Raw genomic sequence first — 16,238 nt, forward strand, 5'->3', positions numbered from 1 at the left:
GACGATGACCAAGGGCACGGCGACGACCACGACGGACATCGACTCGACGCTGGAGAAGCACCGGGTCGAGCTGACGGGCTACTGCTACCGGATGCTCGGGTCCTCCTTCGAGGCGGAGGACGCGGTGCAGGACACTCTGGTGCGCGCGTGGCGGAGTTATGACAAGTTCGAGGGCCGGTCCAGCGTCCGCTCCTGGCTCTACCGCATCGCGACGAATGTGTGTCTGGACATGCTGAACGCGGGGAACAAACGGGCCCGGCCCATGGATCTCACCGCGGCGACGCCGCTGGCCCAGGCCGCGCTGGCGCCGCGCCCGGACCACACCTGGCTGGAGCCCGTACCGGACTCCCGGGTGCTGCCCTCGACCGCCGACCCGGCGGAGGCGGCGGTCGCCAAGGAGTCCGTGCGGCTCGCCTTCATGGCGGCGCTCCAGCAGCTGCCGCCCAAGCAGCGCGCGGTGCTGATCCTGCGCGAGGTGCTGGCGTGGAAGGCCAGCGAGGTCGCCGAGCTGCTCGGTACCTCCGTCGCGAGCGTCAACAGTGCCCTTCAGCGCGCCCGCGCGACCCTCGCCGAGCGCGAGGACAAGGGCGCCGACGCGGCCGTGTCGGACCCGCTGGACGAGGAGCAGCAGAAGCTGCTGGAGCGCTATGTCGCCGCCTTCGAGGGGTACGACATGGCGGCCCTGACGGCGCTGCTGCACGAAGACGCGATCATGACCATGCCGCCGTTCGACCTGTGGCTCACCGGCCCGGTGGACATCACCGGCTTCATGACCACCCTCGGCGCGGGCTGCGCGGGCTCCAAGCTGCGCTCGGTGCAGGTCAACGGCCTGCCCGGGTTCGCGCACTACAAGCCGGACCCGGAGGCGGGCGGTTACTCCCCGTGGGCGGTGCAGGTGCTGGAGGTCTCAGACGGGCGGATCACTGGATTCCACTGCTTCCTCGACACTCAGCGCTGGTTCCCGCTGTTCGGGCTGCCCCTCCATCTCGAAGCGGAGGCCGACGAGATCGAGGAGGGCGCGTAGGGCGAGGTCCGGGGCGCGGAGCCGGATCCGGCCGCCGGAGCGGCGGGCGGCGAGTTCCAGCCGCGCCAGCAGGTCGACGGCCGCCAGCCCCGGTGGCCCGAGCCCCGCGACATCGCACACCACCGCCGGGGCGCCCGTGGCCGCCAGCAGCGTCCGTACGTCGTCGCACAGCCCGGTCACCTCGTCCCGGGTGACAGGGCCGGCGAGCACGATCTCGGCAGGGGGCATGGCGTCCACGTGCGGTAGACCGGCGCGGCGGGCGTAATTCATCGCGGGTGACGGCAGGGGTTGGCCCGGTGTGCCGTGAGACGGCCTTGACCTGGGCGGCTCCCTCCCCCGAGGGTTGGCTGTATGCCCCAAGGATCACCCCCGCCCGCGATATCCGGAGCCCGACCTTCCGTCATGGGGGTGTCGTGCAGGGGGTGTTGAGCGGGTTCGCGGTGATCGCGGTGGTGATCGTCGTCGGGTATCTCATCGACGTACAGGGGCATCTCGGTGAGCAGGGCCGCGAGGTGCTCACCAAGCTGGCCTTCCATGTGGCGTCGCCCGCGCTGCTGTTCACCACGCTCGCGGCGGCCGACCTCTCGGTGATCTTCTCCAGCCGGTTGCTGGTGACGGCGCTGAGCACGGTGGCGGTGGCGGCGGTGTTCGTGGCGGTGGCCGTCGTACGCCGCTGGGGTGTGGGCCGCACCACGATCGGTGCGCTGTGCGCCAGTTATGTGAATGCCGGGAATCTGGGCATCCCGATCGCGGTGTATGTGCTGGGGGACGCGTCACTGGTGGCGCCGGTGCTGCTGTTCCAGCTGATCGGGGTCACGCCGATCGCCATGACGATCCTGGACCTGACGCAGGGCGGCGGCGCGAAACGGCCGCTGTGGCAGGTGCTGCTGACGCCGCTCCGCAATCCGATAGCGGTCGGTTCCCTGGCCGGGGTGGCGGTGTCGGCGACGGGTGTGCGGGTGCCGGGTCCGGTCCTGGACCCCCTGGTCCTGATCGGGAACATGTCCGTGCCCGCCGTGCTGCTGGCCTTCGGCATCTCCCTGCACGGCAGCACCCTGCCCCTGCGGGGCGCGGACCGGGCTCCGGTGCTGCTCGCCGTCTCCCTGAAATCCCTGGCCCAGCCCCTCCTCGCCTGGGCCCTGGCGGCGGCCGTCTTCGGCCTCAAGGGCGCGGCCCTGCTCGACGTGGTGGTGACCTCGGCCCTCCCCGCCGCCCAGAACCTCTTCACCTACGCGAGCCGCTACCGGGTGGGGGAGGTGCTGGCCCGGGAGTCGATCCTGCTGTCGACGGTGCTGTCGGTGCCGGTGCTGGTGGTGGTGGCGGCGTTGCTCGGGTGAGCCGGGGCTCCACCGTTCCCGTTCACCCGTACGAGTCCCGCCCGCCCCGCCCGGCTCAGGCGATCCGCTCCAGCACCACCGGCGACGCGGTGAACGTCGTCCCCGGGGGCGCGATGTCGTACGCGTCCGTCAAAGACTCCAGGGCGTATTCGAAGCGGTCCGCGGTGTCGGTGTGGAGGGTGAGGAGGGGGTGGCCCTCCGTGATCAAGTCGCCGGGCTTGGCGTGGAGTTCTACTCCGGCGCCCGGCTGTACCGGGTCCTCCTTGCGGGCGCGGCCCGCGCCCAGGCGCCAGGCGGCGACGCCGATGTCGTAGGCGTCCAGGCGGGTCAGGACGCCGGTGGCGGGGGCCCGTACGGTGTGGTGTTCGCGGGACACCGGGAGCTGGGCGTCGGGGTCGCCGCCCTGGGCGGTGATCATCCGGCGCCAGACGTCCATCGCCGAGCCGTCGGCCAGGGCCTTCGCCGGGTCGGCGTCGGGCAGGCCGGCCGCGGTGAGCATCTCGCGGGCCAGGGCGAGGGTCAGTTCGACCACGTCGGAGGGGCCGCCGCCGGCCAGGACCTCGACCGACTCGCGGACCTCCAGGGCGTTTCCGGCGGTGCGGCCCAGCGGGGTGGCCATGTCCGTGAGGAGGGCGACCGTGCGGACGCCGTGGTCGGTGCCGAGGCCGACCATCGTGGCGGCCAGTTCACGGGCGTCGGCGAGGGTCTTCATGAAGGCGCCGCTGCCCACCTTGACGTCCAGGACCAGGGAGCCCGTACCCTCCGCGATCTTCTTGGACATGATGGAGGAGGCGATCAGCGGGATGGCCTCCACCGTGCCGGTCACGTCCCGCAGGGCGTACAGCTTCTTGTCGGCCGGGGCCAGGCCGTCGCCCGCCGCGCAGATCACCGCTCCGGCGCCGTTCAGGACCGACAGCATCTCGTCGTTCGACAGGGATGCCCGCCAGCCGGGGATGGACTCCAGTTTGTCCAGGGTGCCGCCGGTGTGGCCCAGACCCCGGCCGGAGAGCTGGGGGACGGCCGCGCCGCACGCGGCCACGAGGGGGGCCAGCGGGAGGGTGATCTTGTCGCCGACGCCGCCCGTGGAGTGCTTGTCGGCGGTCGGGCGGGACAGCGCCGAGAAGTCCATGCGCTCGCCGGACGCGATCATCGCCGCCGTCCAGCGGGCGATCTCGCGCCGGTTCATGCCGTTGAGCAGGATGGCCATCGCGAGCGCCGACATCTGTTCGTCGGCGACCTCGCCGCGCGTGTACGCGTCGATGACCCAGTCGATCTGCGCGTCGCTCAGCTCCCCGCGGTCCCGCTTGGCGCGGATGACGGAGATGGCGTCCATGGCCATGGGTGAGGTTCCTTCCAGGACTTTCAGAACTTCCAGGACATCTAGGGCATCCAGGATTTTCCAGGACTGAGGGGGCGGCCCCTCCGGGTGGGGGGCTCGGAGGGGCCGCGGGGAGCGGGCTATCCGGCGAGGTGGCCGGGCCCGAAAGCCTGCGGGAGCATGTCCGACAGGGGCAGGATTCCCGCCGGGGTGTCCACCAGCAGGCCCGGGCCGCCGAACTCGTACAGCAGCTGGCGGCAGCGGCCGCACGGGACGAGGAGGTCGCCGTTGCCGTCGACGCAGGTGAAGTGGGTCAGCCGGCCGCCGCCGGTGCGTTGCAGCTCGGAGACCAGCCCGCACTCGGCGCACAGGCTGAGGCCGTAGCTCGCGTTCTCCACATTGCAGCCGGAGACCGTGCGGCCGTCGTCGACCAGGGCCGCGACCCCTACCGGATAGCCGGAGTAGGGCGCGTAGGCGTGGGTCATGGCCTCGCGGGCGCGTCCGCGCAGCGCCGCCCAGTCGGGCCCGGCGGCGGCGGTGCTCGCCGGCCCGCTCACTTGCCCTGTCCCTTGCGGTACGGCATCCCGTCCGCCTTCGGCATCCGCAGCCGTTGCGCGGAGAGCGCGAGGACGACCAGCGTGATGACGTACGGCGTGGCCGAGACGACCTGGTTGGGGACCTCGTTGGTGCCCGCGTACCAGGCGAAGACCAGGGCGCCGATGACGAGGGTGATGGCGGCCTTGACGTATTTCTTGCGTACGGCCATCCAGATCGCGCCGATGATCAGCAGCAGGGCGGCGAGCAGCAGGAGGGCGTGGACGTTCTCCGAGCCGCCGCGCAGATTCAGGCTGTCGGTGTAGCCGAACAGGCCCGCGCCGATGGCGAGGCCGCCCGGCATCCAGTTGCCGAAGATCATCGCGGCGAGGCCGATGTAACCGCGCCCGCTGACCTGGCCCTCCAGATAGAAGGGGTTGGCGACGATGGACAGGAAGACACCGCCGAGGCCCGCCAGGCCGCCGGAGATGATGACCGCCAGGTACTTGTACTTGTAGACGTTGACGCCGAGCGACTCGGCGGCGACCGGGTTCTCGCCGCAGGAGCGCAGCCGCAGGCCGAACGCGGTGCGCCACAGGATCCACCAGGTGGCGGGGATCAGCGCGACGGCGATCAGGGTCAGCCAGGAGACATTGGTGACCAGACCGCCGAGCAGTCCGGCGATGTCGGAGACGAAGAACCAGCCCTGTTCGTTGAGATCCCGGAGCCAGTCGGACAGTCCTGGCACGGTGAAGTGGCCGAGCGACTCGACCGGCGGGGACTGCTTGGCGGAGCCGCCCTGGTGGCCCTCGAAGGCGAGCGGCGCGAGATAGCGGGTGGCGCCCAGGGCGAGGATGTTGATGGCCACACCGGAGACGATGTGGTTGACGTTGAAGGTGACGGTGACGATGGCGTGCAGCAGTCCGCCGAGGCAGCCGCCGATGATGCCGACGAGGACACCGGTCCACGGGCCCCACTGGAATCCGGCCCAGGCGCCGAACCAGGTGCCGAGGATCAGCATGCCTTCGAGGCCGATGTTGACCACGCCCGCGCGCTCGGCCCACAGTCCGCCGAGACCGGCGAGGCCGATGGGCACGGCGAGCTGGAGGGCGGTGGACATCTGGCTGACGTTGGTGATGCCGTCGGCGCCGGTGATGATCCGGACGAGCGAGGTCAGCGCCAGTCCCCCGGCGATGATCAGCAGCAGGACGGGCAGGGTCAAGCGGCGGCCGGTCGGCGCCGCGGGCTGCCGCGTGGGCTGGTTGAGGTCGGTCACGGTCGTCATCGGCCAGCCACCTCCTTCGTGGTGTTGTCGGTGCCGGTGGCGCCGAGGACATGACCGGCGGCGAGTTCGGCGCCGACCCGGCGCTGCTGGCGGCGCAGGCCCCACTCGCGGACGGCCTCGTAGGAGACGACGACCGAGAGCACGATCAGGCCCTGCATGATGACGGCGATCTCCTTGTCGTACCCGTGGAAGTCCAGCTCGGGCGACGACTTGTCGAGCCAGGCCCACAGCAGCGCGGCGAAGGCGATGCCGACCGGGTTGTTCCGGCCGAGCAGGGCGATGCCGATGCCGAGGAAGCCGATGCCGGTCGGGAAGTTCAGGCTGTAGGTGTGGGTGTCGCCGAGCAGGATCGGCAGGCCCGCGAGTCCGGCGATGGCACCGGAGATCAGCATGGCGGTGAGCACCATCCGCTTGGGCTCGACGCCGCTGGCCGCCGCGGCGGTCTCGGAGGCGCCGGAGGCGCGCAGGTCGAAGCCGAAGCGGGTCCGGTTGAGGGTGACCCAGTAGCCGATGCCGAGGAGGACGGCGAGGACCACCAGGCCGTAGATCTCACCGGCCGCGCCCATGTCGATGCCGGGCACCCAGCCGGACTCGTACATCTCGCCGGTGGTGTTGTTGTTGCCGACCTTGACGCCGAAGACGTCCGGCAGCCACATGTAGGCGATGACGGCGGTGGCGATGGCGTTGAGCATGATCGTCGCCACCACCTCGCTGACCCCCCGGGTGACCTTGAGGACACCGGCGATGCCGGACCAGAAGGCGCCGGTGCACATGGCGGTGAGCAGCAGCAGCGGGATCTGGATGACGGCCGGGAGGTTGGCGTGGGCGCCCACGACGGCGGCGGTCATGGCGGCGAGCTGGTACTGGCCGTCGACGCCGATGTTGAACAGGTTCATCCGGAAGCCGATGGCCACCGCGAGGGCGGCGATGTAGTACATCGACGCCTGGTTGATGATCAGTACCTGGATGTCGGAGAAACCGGCCTGCTCGAACATCAGGGCGAACGGCTCGACCGGGTTCTTGCCCGAGGCGATCAGCACGATCGCGCTGAGCACGAAGGCCACGGCGAGCGCGATGACCGGTCCGGCCACCGCGAGGAGCATCCGCTCCTTGTCGAACTTCTTCATCAGCGGGCCTCGTCTTCCGGAGACGCGGGGGACGGTCCGGTCTTGCCGGTCGCGGTGTCGGTGCCCGTCGCGGTGTGGGTGGCGGTCACGGTGTCGGTGGCGGTGTCGGTGTCGTTCGCGGTCACGGTCACGGTCGCGGTCGCGGTACCGGAATCGGTCACGGTCGCGGTGTCGGTCGTGGTGTCGGTCTGCGGGGCACCCAGGGCCTCGGGTGTCCCGGGTGCCTCGGGTGTCCCGGGCGTCCCGGGGGCCTCCGGGTCGCCCAGCGTCTCCGGGCTGTCCTCGTCCAGGTGGCCGGTGGAGGCGCCGGTCATCGCGGAGCCGAGTTGCTCGGGGGTGATGTCGGCCGGGTTCGCGTCGGCGACGAGGCGGCCGTTGTAGATGACCCGCAGGGTGTCGGAGAGGCCGATCAGCTCGTCCAGGTCGGCGGAGATCAGCAGCACGGCCAGGCCCTCGCGGCGGGCGTCGCGGATGTGGTCCCAGATCGCGGCCTGGGCGCCGACGTCCACGCCCCTCGTGGGGTGGGCGGCGATCAGGAAGCGCGGCTGGTGGCTCATCTCGCGGCCGACGATCAGCTTCTGCTGGTTGCCGCCGGACAGCGAGGCGGCGGTGACGTCGATGCCGGGGGTGCGGACGTCGTACTCCTCGACGATCCGGCGGGTGTCGGCCTGCGCGGCCTTGAGGTCCAGCCAGACGCCCTTGGAGTTGGGCTTCTCGGTGACATGGCCGAGGATACGGTTCTCCCACAGGGGCGCTTCGAGGAGCAGTCCGTGCCGGTGGCGGTCCTCGGGGATGTAGCCGATGCCCTGCTCACGGCGCTTGCGGGTGGCCCAGGAGGTGATCTCCTGTTCGGCCAGGACGATGGTCCCGGAGTCGGCGGAGCGCAGACCGATGAGGGCGTCCACCAGTTCGGTCTGGCCGTTGCCCTCGACGCCCGCGATGCCGAGCACCTCGCCCGCGTGGATGGTGAAGGTGATGTCGTCCAGCAGGGCCTTGCCGCCGGGGGCGACCAGGCGCAGCTTGTCGACGGCGATGACCGGCCGGTCGGTGACCGTGGAGTCCCCGGTGTGGGGGGTGGGCAGCTCGCTGCCGACCATCATCTCGGCGAGCTGCTTGGTGGTGGTCTCGGCGGGGACGGCCGTACCGACCGTGGTACCCCGGCGTATGACGGTGATCTCGTCGGCGACGGAGAGCACCTCGCCCAGCTTGTGCGAGATGAAGATGACCGACAGGCCCTCGGCGGTCAGCTCGCGCAGGTTCACGAAGAGGGCGTCGACCTCCTGCGGGACGAGGACGGCGGTCGGCTCGTCCAGGATCAGGGTGGTGGCGCCCCGGTAGAGGACCTTGAGGATCTCCACACGCTGACGGGCGGCGACGCCCAGCTCCTCGACCAGCAGATCGGGCCGGACGTCCAGGCCGTAGCGCTCGGACAGCTCCTTGATCCGGCGGCGGGCGCGGGCGCCGATGCCGTACAGCTTCTCGCTGCCGAGGACCACGTTCTCCAGGACCGTGAGGTTGTCGGCGAGCATGAAGTGCTGGTGGACCATGCCGATGCCGCGGGCGATGGCGTCGGCGGGCGAGGAGAAGGTGACTTTCTCGCCATCGACGGCGATGACGCCCTCGTCCGGTTTCTGCATGCCGTACAGGATCTTCATCAGCGTCGACTTGCCGGCGCCGTTCTCGCCGACGAGGGCGTGGACGGTGCCCTTGCGGACGGTGAGGTGGATGTCGTGGTTGGCCACGACGCCGGGGAATCGTTTGGTGATCCCGGCGAGTTCGACGGCGGTCGCCTGACCGCCCGCCGCCGCAGAGGCCGGAGGGCTGCTGGACGCGTTGATGGCGCACTCTCCCATGCAAACGGGGTCGAGGGGGGTCATCTACACGCGTAGCGCCCCTACGGCATATCTACGAGGGGGGCCACGCACCGAGACAACGGGGTACCGGGAGACAGCCTCCCCGTACCCCGTTGAGCGGACGTGACCCCGTGGTTACACGCTGCTCAGAATGCTCGTACCGCTGATGCCGGTACCTCCGGTATCAGAGGTACCGCTGATGCCGCTCGGTGGTGCTCAGCTGCTCTTCACCGTGATCTCGCCGCTGATGATCTTCTCCTTGGCCGTGTCGATGGCGGTCTGCAGCTCGGCGTCGTCCGCGAACTGCGGGTTGGAATCCGCCAGTCCGACCTCGCCGGTCTTCAGATCGCCCTTGACGATACCGGTCTCGGGCTTGCCGTCCTCGACGGACTTCGCGAGGTTGAAGACCGCCTTGGCGACGTCCTTCGTGGCGGAGGTGAGGATGGAGTCCTTGTACTGCGCGAGCGCTTCCTGCTGGTACTGGTCGGAGTCGACACCGATCGCCCACACCTTGCTGGCGGAGGCGGCCTCGATGACGCCCTGACCGGACAGACCGGCCGCGGCGTACACCACGTCGGCCTTCTTCTCGATCTGGCCCTCGGCGGCGGTCTTGCCCTTGTCCGGGCTGGAGAAGCCGCCCTCCTCGGCCGTCTGCGTCAGATACTGGGTGAGCACCTCGACCTTGGGGTCGGTGTCCTTGACGCCCTGCTCGAAGCCGGCCTGGAACTTGTGGATCAGCGGGATGTCCACGCCGCCGACGAAGCCGACGACATCGCTCTCGGTGCTCTTGGCGGCGGCGACACCGGCGAGATACGACGCCTGCTCCTCGGAGAAGACCAGGTCGGCGACGTTCGTCGCCTCGATCGTGGAGTCGTCCACGATGCCGAAGGTGGTGTCCGGGTACTTCTCCGCCGCGGCCTTCAGGGCCGTCGCGTAGGCGTAGCCGACCCCGACGACCGGGTTGTAGCCCTGGCGGGCCAGGGACTCCAGACGCTGCTGCTTGTCCGCGTCGGTCTCGCCCTCGGTGGGCTCGACGTCCTCGGTCTGGTAGCCGAATTCCTGCTGCGCCTGCTCCAGACCGGCGTACGCGGCGTCGTTGAAGGACTGGTCGCCCTTGCCGCCGACGTCGTAGGCGATGGCGAGGCCCTTGTCCGCGCCGTCCGACTCGGAGGACGAGCTGGACGAGGACGAGGTGCCGCCGCAGGCCGCGAGGGCGAGGGCCAGCGAGGCGGTCGCCGCGCCTGCGACCGTGATCCGGGAAATCCGGCGCATGAGTGGTGCTCCTGTCGTACAAGCGCCGGGGGGGTCCAGCCAGGATCGGCTTCGGCGCTGGTTTCGCCGCAGATTAACGCGCGTAGACCAGCCTGAAAACCCCTTCTGTCCACCTTGTTATCCGGCCGTGGCCAATGCCCTGCGGGCGGCGGGTGGGTATTGCCGGCCGGCTGGCTGCCGGTTTCCTGCTGGCTGGCTGTCGGCTGGCTGCTCGTTGGCTGTCGCGAAGGGGCGGCGGGCCGGGCGGGAACGCCGAAGCGGGCGTGGGGGCGGGTCGGCCAGGAAACGCCGAAGCGGGCAGGACGACCGGCCCCACCCGCTTCGTACGGCTTACTGCCGCTTTGCCAGACTTTTACGTCTTCAGGACAGCTGTACGGCCGACTACTCGGTGTCGACCTTGATGGTGCCGTCGATGATGCCCGCCTTGGCCGCGGCCACCGCGTCGGTCAGGCCCGCGACCTCGGCCATCTTCGGGTTGCTGTCGGCCAGGCCCACGCCGTCGACCTTGAGGTCGAAGGTCTGGGTGCCGGTCAGCGGCGTGCCGTCCTCGACGGACTTGCTCAGCGCGTACACCGCGCCGCCGACGTCCTTGAGGGCAGAGGTGAGGATGTAGTCCTTGTACCCGGCGAGGGCTTCCTGCTGGTACTGGTCGGAGTCGACGCCGATCGCCCAGACCTTGGCGGTGGCGGCGGCCTCGATGACCCCCTGCCCCGACAGCCCGGCCGCCTGGTAGACGACGTCGGCGTCCTTCTCGATCTGGCCCTCGGCGGCGGCCTTGCCCTTGTCCGGGCTGGAGAAGCCGCCCTCCTCGGCCGTCTGCGTCAGATACTGCGACTCGACGGTGACCTTGCCGCCGGAGGTGTCCGCGACGCCCTGCTTGTAACCGGCCTCGAACTTGTTGATCAGGGGAATGTCCACGCCGCCGACGAAGCCGACGATGTTGGTCTTGGTGGCCTTGGCGGCGGCGACACCGGCGAGGTAGGACGCCTGCTCCTCGGCGAAGACCAGGGAGGCGACGTTCGGGCCCTCGACCACGGAGTCCACGATGCCGAAGGTGGTGTCGGGGTAGTCCTTGGCCACGGCCTCCATCGCGGGGCCGTAGGCGAAACCGACGCCGATCACGGGGTTGTAGCCCTGCCGGGCCAGCGAGGCGAGCCGCTGCTCCTTGTCGGCGTCCGTCTCGCCCTCGGTGGGCTCGACGTCGGCCGTCTCGTAGCCGTACTCCTGCTGCGCCTGCTCCAGACCGGCGAACGCGGCGTCGTTGAAGGACTGGTCGCCCTTGCCGCCGATGTCGTAGGCGATGGCGAGACCGAGTTCCTCGCCGCTGGAGCTGCTGTCCGAGGCGGTGTTCTCGTCACTGGTTCCACCGCAGGCGGTGGCGGCGATTGCGAGCGACGCGACCCCCACCGCGACGCGGGTCAGTTTGGAAATCCGACGCATCTGAAGTTCCCCATTCTCCAAAGCCCCGCAGTGGGTGCTGAGTTCGGCGCACATTAACGCGCGTAGACCATCCTGGGAACGGGGTATCGCCGTGCTGTTATCCATTCGTGCCGATGGCCGGTTACGTCCTTGTGTCCGACCGGGTCGAAAGGGATGGCGGGGGGCTTATCGCGCGGGGGGTGGGGGTGGGGGGTGGTTGGGGGCGCGGGCGGGTGCGGGTCCGATGTGGCTGGTCGCGCCCACGCGGCGGAGCCGCACATCGATACAGCCCCGCGCCCCTTAGGTGGGCTGGTCCTCAGCCTGTGATCAGTGCTGCGGCGGTGAACAGCTCGACGCCCACCGTGATCGCGTGCTCGTCGACGTCGAAGTCGCCTTGGTGCAGATCGCGTACCGCGCGCTCGCCCGGGGTGCGGACGCCGAGGCGGGCCATGGCGCCCGGGACGTGTTCCAGGTACCAGGAGAAGTCCTCGCCGCCGAGGCTCTGCTCGGTGCTCTCGACGGAGTCGGCGCCCCGGCGGACGGTCATGGCGTCGCGCAGCAGTTCGGTGACGGCGGGGTCGTTGACGACGGGCGGGACGCCGCGCACGTAGGTGATCTCGGACTTGGCGCGGTGGAGGGTGGCGACCTCGTCGATCGCGGCGTGCACGATGTCGGGCGCCTGGCGCCAGGCGTGGATGTCCAGGCAGCGCACGGTTCCGGACAGCTCCGCGTGCTGCGGGATGACGTTCGGGGCGTGGCCGGATTCGATGCGTCCCCAGGTGACGGCGAGCCCGGCGCGGGTGTCGACGCGGCGGGCGACGAGCGCGGGGACGTCGGTGACGACCCGGGCGACGGCCGTGACCAGGTCGGTGGTGAGGTGCGGGCGGGCGGTGTGGCCGCCGGGCCCGTCCAGGGAGATCTCCAGCCGGTCGCAGGCGGAGGTGATGGCGCCGGTACGCAGTCCGATCCGGCCGGCGTCGACGCGGGGGTCGCAGTGCACGGCGATGATCCGGCCGACGCCGTCCAGCACCCCGCAGTCGATGGCGTCGGCGGCGCCGCCCGGGAGCACCTCCTCGGCGGGCTGGAACAGCAGCCGCACGGGACGCGGCAGCCGCCCTTGCCGGTGCAGGTCGGCGAGGACGAGCCCGGCGCCCAGCACGGCGGTCGTGTGCACGTCGTGGCCGCAGGCGTGGGCGCGGTCGGGCACGGTGGAGCGGTAGGCGCAGTCGGTCTTGGCGTCCGGGATGGGCAGCGCGTCGATGTCGGCGCGGAGCGCGAGCATGCCACCGGGATCTCCGGGGATGTCGTCCGGTACGCCGATGTCACACACGAGTCCGGTGCCCATGGCGAGTACGCGGGGCTCAAGGCCCGCCTTCTCCAGCCGGGCCTTGATCGCGGCGGTCGTACGGAACTCCTGATTGCCCAGTTCTGGGTGCATGTGCAGGTCGCGACGGAAGGCGACGAGTTCTGCGCGCAGGGCCTCCGGCAAGGTGCCGGGCAGGGCGTCTCCGGGAAGATCGACCTCGGACTCTGGGGACATCAATTGCTTCACCCTCTGAAGGGTAGGCCGCCCGCACGGTCAACTGACCCACGATCAACAAAACTTCAGCCGGTTAGGGCAAAAAATCTGGCCGTACGGGGCTTAGGGGTGGACTTGGATGGGTAAGCTTGCCGCCTTTTCCTGCGGCGCTCCCTACGAGGACAGTACGCGTCCCCACCAGGACAGCACCCGGAAAAAACGTCCCACCCTCCACCTTTACCACGCCCGCCTCCAGACTCGCCGAACTGTTCATCTGACGGGACAGGGCGATGGGAGGGCGCCGTCCGGGTGACTTCGGTAGCGTGCGGCGACGTGACGAACACCAGCGAGGGGCTGCCCGCCCAGGATTTCGTGCCCAGCACGCGTGACGCGTACGACGCGATCGCGGTGGAGTACGCCGATGAGCACGCCGACTGGCTGGCGGACCGCCCGCTGGACCAGGCACTGGTCTCGTCATTCGCCGACCTCACCCGCGAACACGCGCCGGCGCCGGTGGCGGACCTGGGGTCCGGACCGGGCTTCGTAACGGCCCGGCTGCGTGATCTCGGCGTCCCGGTCTTCGGCGTGGACCTCTCCCCCCGGATGGTGGAAATGGCCCGCCGCGCCCACCCTGACCTGCGGTTCCATGTCGGTTCGATGACCTCGCTCGACCTGCCGGACGGGACGCTGGGCGGGGTGGTGGCGCTGTTCTCGATCATCCACGTCCCGGATCACCACCTGGTCGGGCTTTTCGAGGAGATACGGCGGGTGCTGGTCCCGGGGGCACCGGTCCTGCTGAGCTTCCAGTCCGGGGACCAGGACGAACACGTACACCTGACCGAGCGCTACGGCCACGAGATCGCGCTCGACTACTACATGCGGGCCACCGGGACGGTGACGGAGGCGCTGGCCAAGGCGGGCCTGACGGTGCGGTCACAGACCGTACGGGAGCCGCAGGGCGAGGAGAAATGGGCGAAGACGTTCGTGGTGGCGTCGAGGCCGTAGCCCGTCAGGCTCCCTTCAGCTCGCACCAGACGTACTTCCCCCGGTCCCTGACCTGCCAGCCCCAGTGATCCGAGCACGCCCGTACGAGTTCCAGCCCGCGTCCGTCCTCCAGATCGAGGGCCCGCCCCAGGAGGCAGGGCGGGTCCGGCGGCGCGGGGTCGGTGTCCCAGGCCCCGATCCACACGGTGCCCTCCGGGTTGCGGCGGACCCTGAGCGCGGCGGGCCCCTTCGTATGCCGCACGGCATTGGACACCAACTCTGCGGCGAGCAGCTCCGCTGTGTCCACGAGGGTGATGAGTCCATGCAGGGTGAGGATCAGACGGAGGGTGCGGCGGCAGACGGTGACGGCTCTTAGGTCGTTGGGGATGAAGAGGGTGTAGTCCCAGGTTTCGACGCCGTTTTCGGGCATGGGGGATCAACTCCGGTGGGGGGTGGTGGTGTTGGTGTGCGGTGGCAGTGCCGCGGCCGTCCGGGCAGGGCGGGGCGGTGCGCTTCCGCTGCGCGTTTGGTACGTCACTGACGGTAGGGCATACTTTTCATTCACGGCAAGCGGGTCGCCCTATCTGACCCCGAACGCGTGGCCTTGCCAATCCCGTTGAGGAAAGAGGAACACCGTGCCTGCACGACGGCACCCCACTGCACGTCAGATGCGTCTGGGCATAGAGCTGCGACGGCTGCGAGAGGCCGCCGGACTCAAGGCCACGGAGGCCGCGAACCTGCTCGGGACGACGTCTGTGCAGATAAGCCAGATCGAGTCCGGGATCGCGGGGGTGAGTGAGCAACGCGTACGGCGCCTGGCGGCCAACTACGCCTGCGAAGAGGCGGAGTTGATCGACGCACTATCAGCGATGGCGACCGACCGCACGCGGGGTTGGTGGGAGGAGTACCGGGGGCAGTTGCCCACGCCCTTCCTCGACCTTGCCGAGCTGGAACATCACTCGACCTACCGAAGCGACGCGGAGTTCATGATCATCCCCGGTCTGCTTCAGACGGAGGACTACGCCCGCGCGGTGTTCTCCTCCAGGGTGCCGGGCCTCCCGGAAGAGGAATTGGACCTGCGCGTCAGACACCGGATGCAGCGCAAAATCATCCTCTTGGGCTCCGCCCCCACTGCCTACCAGGTGGTCATCCATGAAGCTGCTTTGCGCATCCGGGTCGGCGATCGCGCCACCTCGCGGGCCCAGCTCGCCTGGCTGCTGGAGCTGTCCGAGGCGGACCACATCACCGTCCGAGTCATTCCCTTCGAGCTGGACGGCTTCGGCGGGAACTGGAACGCGATGATGCTCGCGGGTGGTGCCCTACCCAGGCTGGACACCGGAACGCGCGACGCACCCGATGGCGTTGGCTTCATCGATTCCGAGGCTCAACTACACGTCTTGCGAACGCTCTTTCGTAAGCTGGAAGGTATGTCGATCGACGCAACCCACTCGCGTGATCTCATCCACGCACTGTCCAGGGAACTGTGAGGCCACTGTGACTGCCCCCGACAATTGGCGGAAGTCGTCCTTCTCTCAGGCCGGCGACGGCAACAACTGCGTGGAGATCGCCACCCGCCCCACCCACATATCCATCCGCGACTCCAAGACCCCTGGCCGAGCGACCCTCAGCTTCCCCCCGGTTGCCTTCACTCCGTTCGTCAGAGCCCTGAAGAACGCCCAGCTCCCCTGATGTTCTGGTCCCCGGAGTCGGAACTGATCATCACCGGCTGGCTGCTGGCGTTCTTCGCCGTGGACGTCGCCCTACGGGTGGCCAGGTGGCGCGGCGCCCGTACCGACCGTGCGGTCATCCGCCAGGCCATGGCAGAGGGCGTCTCCCCCGTACAGGCGGCATATCAGCGTGCCCGGTGGATACCGGACGCGGCGGAGGTCGCCGTCTGCGGTCTCCTCACGGACGGGGTCGCCCAGGTCTCGGACGACGGAATACTCACCGTGGCGGCGTCGGCGCCGATACCGACTGATCCGGCACTCAGGGCACTCGTTCAGGCACTCAAGGCGCGGAGCGAGACCGGCACCCGGTTCTACGAGGTGCTGAGCGAGGACGACTTCGCGGCGTTCCGGGCCCGGGTGACCGAGGGGGCGTTGCCCCTGAAGCAGTACAACGGGTCGGAGCGCATGGGGCTGATCTGCTACGCCTTCCCCGTGGTCTTCGGGATGGCGATGCACGGGGGCTTCTCCGACGCCCCGGCACCCGGTGGGATCGAGGTGGCCGAGTTCTGGGCCTCGCTGCCGGTGATCGCCTGGCCGGTGCTGTGTCTGTGGGCGGTCGTGACCTGGCCGGACTCGTCCACGCCACGCTGGCCCCGGTTCAACCGCCACTGCTGGCAGATCGCTGACACCGAGGTGGCGCGGACGCCCGTACGGGATCTCACCGCACTGCGGCTCCACCGGTTCCGGCCGAGAGGGCCGCGAACGTCCGGGGCTGGCGCCGGTGGACGGACACGGGGTGGCGAGGACGGCGACGTAGGGGACTGGGGCGGGGACTCGGACGGCGGGGGCTTCGACGGCGACTGATGCCGGATGTACGGATCGTAGGATCTGGAGATGGC

The 16,238-nt window shown here is 69.8% G+C and carries 15 protein-coding genes and 1 pseudogene; 6 read left to right on the forward strand and 10 right to left on the reverse strand.

What is annotated here, in order from left to right:
• Positions 1–4 precede the first annotated feature (4 nt).
• Positions 5–1,024, forward strand: coding sequence for a sigma-70 family RNA polymerase sigma factor (locus ACFRFC_RS14655; protein WP_382680554.1), 1,020 nt, complete (start codon positions 5–7; stop codon positions 1,022–1,024).
• Here ACFRFC_RS14655 and ACFRFC_RS14660 read toward each other — a convergent pair.
• Positions 908–1,294, reverse strand: coding sequence for an STAS domain-containing protein (locus tag ACFRFC_RS14660; protein WP_382680553.1), 387 nt, complete (start codon positions 1,292–1,294; stop codon positions 908–910). The two genes, ACFRFC_RS14655 and ACFRFC_RS14660, sit on opposite strands and share 117 nt — an antisense overlap.
• A gap of 143 nt (positions 1,295–1,437) precedes the next feature.
• Between ACFRFC_RS14660 and ACFRFC_RS14665 the strand changes: the two genes are divergently transcribed.
• Positions 1,438–2,361 (forward strand): AEC family transporter, encoded by a 924-nt coding sequence (locus ACFRFC_RS14665; protein ID WP_382680552.1) that lies wholly within the window; start codon positions 1,438–1,440, stop codon positions 2,359–2,361.
• A 55-nt stretch (positions 2,362–2,416) separates the two neighbouring features.
• On the opposite strand, the gene ACFRFC_RS14670 is transcribed toward ACFRFC_RS14665, so the two are convergent.
• The 8 genes and pseudogenes from ACFRFC_RS14670 to ACFRFC_RS14705 form a co-directional block, all read right to left on the reverse strand.
• Entirely contained in the window at positions 2,417–3,700 is a 1,284-nt protein-coding gene (locus ACFRFC_RS14670; protein WP_382680551.1) for a thymidine phosphorylase, read from the reverse strand.
• 119 nt (positions 3,701–3,819) lie between these two features.
• Positions 3,820–4,236 carry a cytidine deaminase gene (locus ACFRFC_RS14675; protein ID WP_382680550.1) on the reverse strand — a complete coding sequence of 139 codons (417 nt, stop codon included), beginning with the start codon at positions 4,234–4,236 and terminating at the stop codon, positions 3,820–3,822.
• Positions 4,233–5,498: an ABC transporter permease gene (locus ACFRFC_RS14680; protein ID WP_382680549.1), complete on the reverse strand. Its 1,266-nt coding sequence runs from the start codon at positions 5,496–5,498 to the stop codon at positions 4,233–4,235. The genes ACFRFC_RS14675 and ACFRFC_RS14680 overlap by 4 nt, the downstream gene beginning before the upstream one ends.
• On the reverse strand, positions 5,495–6,625 hold the full coding sequence (locus tag ACFRFC_RS14685) for an ABC transporter permease (protein ID WP_382680548.1): 1,131 nt from the start codon (positions 6,623–6,625) through the stop codon (positions 5,495–5,497). Before ACFRFC_RS14685 ends, ACFRFC_RS14680 begins: the two co-directional genes overlap by 4 nt.
• Before the next feature lie 224 nt (positions 6,626–6,849).
• Positions 6,850–8,478, reverse strand: a pseudogene (locus tag ACFRFC_RS14690) (ABC transporter ATP-binding protein); the annotation flags it as partial.
• A 216-nt stretch (positions 8,479–8,694) separates the two neighbouring features.
• Entirely contained in the window at positions 8,695–9,750 is a 1,056-nt protein-coding gene (locus ACFRFC_RS14695; protein ID WP_382680547.1) for a BMP family protein, read from the reverse strand.
• A 381-nt stretch (positions 9,751–10,131) separates the two neighbouring features.
• Positions 10,132–11,190: a BMP family protein gene (locus tag ACFRFC_RS14700; protein ID WP_382680546.1), complete on the reverse strand. Its 1,059-nt coding sequence runs from the start codon at positions 11,188–11,190 to the stop codon at positions 10,132–10,134.
• Positions 11,191–11,485: 295 nt separating this feature from the next.
• Positions 11,486–12,709: an amidohydrolase gene (locus tag ACFRFC_RS14705; RefSeq protein ID WP_382680545.1), complete on the reverse strand. Its 1,224-nt coding sequence runs from the start codon at positions 12,707–12,709 to the stop codon at positions 11,486–11,488.
• A 312-nt stretch (positions 12,710–13,021) separates the two neighbouring features.
• On the opposite strand from ACFRFC_RS14705, the gene ACFRFC_RS14710 reads away from it, so the two are divergent.
• On the forward strand, positions 13,022–13,693 hold the full coding sequence (locus ACFRFC_RS14710) for a class I SAM-dependent DNA methyltransferase (protein ID WP_382680544.1): 672 nt from the start codon (positions 13,022–13,024) through the stop codon (positions 13,691–13,693).
• 4 nt (positions 13,694–13,697) lie between these two features.
• Here ACFRFC_RS14710 and ACFRFC_RS14715 read toward each other — a convergent pair whose 3' ends face one another.
• Complete coding sequence (locus ACFRFC_RS14715; protein ID WP_382680543.1) at positions 13,698–14,102, reverse strand: ATP-binding protein; 405 nt, start codon at positions 14,100–14,102, stop codon at positions 13,698–13,700.
• A gap of 205 nt (positions 14,103–14,307) precedes the next feature.
• On the opposite strand from ACFRFC_RS14715, the gene ACFRFC_RS14720 reads away from it, so the two are divergent.
• The 3 genes from ACFRFC_RS14720 to ACFRFC_RS14730 are packed head-to-tail and all read left to right on the forward strand — an operon-like array spanning position 14,308 to position 16,203.
• Positions 14,308–15,159 (forward strand): helix-turn-helix domain-containing protein, encoded by an 852-nt coding sequence (locus ACFRFC_RS14720; protein ID WP_383112619.1) that lies wholly within the window; start codon positions 14,308–14,310, stop codon positions 15,157–15,159.
• A gap of 7 nt (positions 15,160–15,166) precedes the next feature.
• Positions 15,167–15,361 carry a DUF397 domain-containing protein gene (locus ACFRFC_RS14725; RefSeq protein WP_382680541.1) on the forward strand — a complete coding sequence of 65 codons (195 nt, stop codon included), beginning with the start codon at positions 15,167–15,169 and terminating at the stop codon, positions 15,359–15,361.
• Positions 15,361–16,203, forward strand: coding sequence for a hypothetical protein (locus tag ACFRFC_RS14730; protein WP_382680540.1), 843 nt, complete (start codon positions 15,361–15,363; stop codon positions 16,201–16,203). The genes ACFRFC_RS14725 and ACFRFC_RS14730 overlap by 1 nt, the downstream gene beginning before the upstream one ends.
• Positions 16,204–16,238: the final 35 nt, after the last annotated feature.

Origin of the sequence: Streptomyces sp. NPDC056734 (assembly GCF_042790455.1) — a bacterium.
GTDB lineage: Bacteria > Actinomycetota > Actinomycetes > Streptomycetales > Streptomycetaceae > Streptomyces.

Excerpts from the sequence above, each read along its gene's own strand:
- ACFRFC_RS14655 (WP_382680554.1), top strand. The coding sequence starts at position 5 with ATGACCAAGGGCACGGCGACGACCACGACGGACATCGACTCGACGCTG.
- ACFRFC_RS14660 (WP_382680553.1), bottom strand. The coding sequence starts at position 1,294 with ATGAATTACGCCCGCCGCGCCGGTCTACCGCACGTGGACGCCATGCCC.
- ACFRFC_RS14670 (WP_382680551.1), bottom strand. The coding sequence starts at position 3,700 with ATGGCCATGGACGCCATCTCCGTCATCCGCGCCAAGCGGGACCGCGGG.
- ACFRFC_RS14680 (WP_382680549.1), bottom strand. The coding sequence starts at position 5,498 with ATGACGACCGTGACCGACCTCAACCAGCCCACGCGGCAGCCCGCGGCG.
- ACFRFC_RS14685 (WP_382680548.1), bottom strand. The coding sequence starts at position 6,625 with ATGAAGAAGTTCGACAAGGAGCGGATGCTCCTCGCGGTGGCCGGACCG.
- ACFRFC_RS14695 (WP_382680547.1), bottom strand. The coding sequence starts at position 9,750 with ATGCGCCGGATTTCCCGGATCACGGTCGCAGGCGCGGCGACCGCCTCG.
- ACFRFC_RS14700 (WP_382680546.1), bottom strand. The coding sequence starts at position 11,190 with ATGCGTCGGATTTCCAAACTGACCCGCGTCGCGGTGGGGGTCGCGTCG.
- ACFRFC_RS14705 (WP_382680545.1), bottom strand. The coding sequence starts at position 12,709 with ATGTCCCCAGAGTCCGAGGTCGATCTTCCCGGAGACGCCCTGCCCGGC.
- ACFRFC_RS14715 (WP_382680543.1), bottom strand. The coding sequence starts at position 14,102 with ATGCCCGAAAACGGCGTCGAAACCTGGGACTACACCCTCTTCATCCCC.
- ACFRFC_RS14730 (WP_382680540.1), top strand. The coding sequence starts at position 15,361 with ATGTTCTGGTCCCCGGAGTCGGAACTGATCATCACCGGCTGGCTGCTG.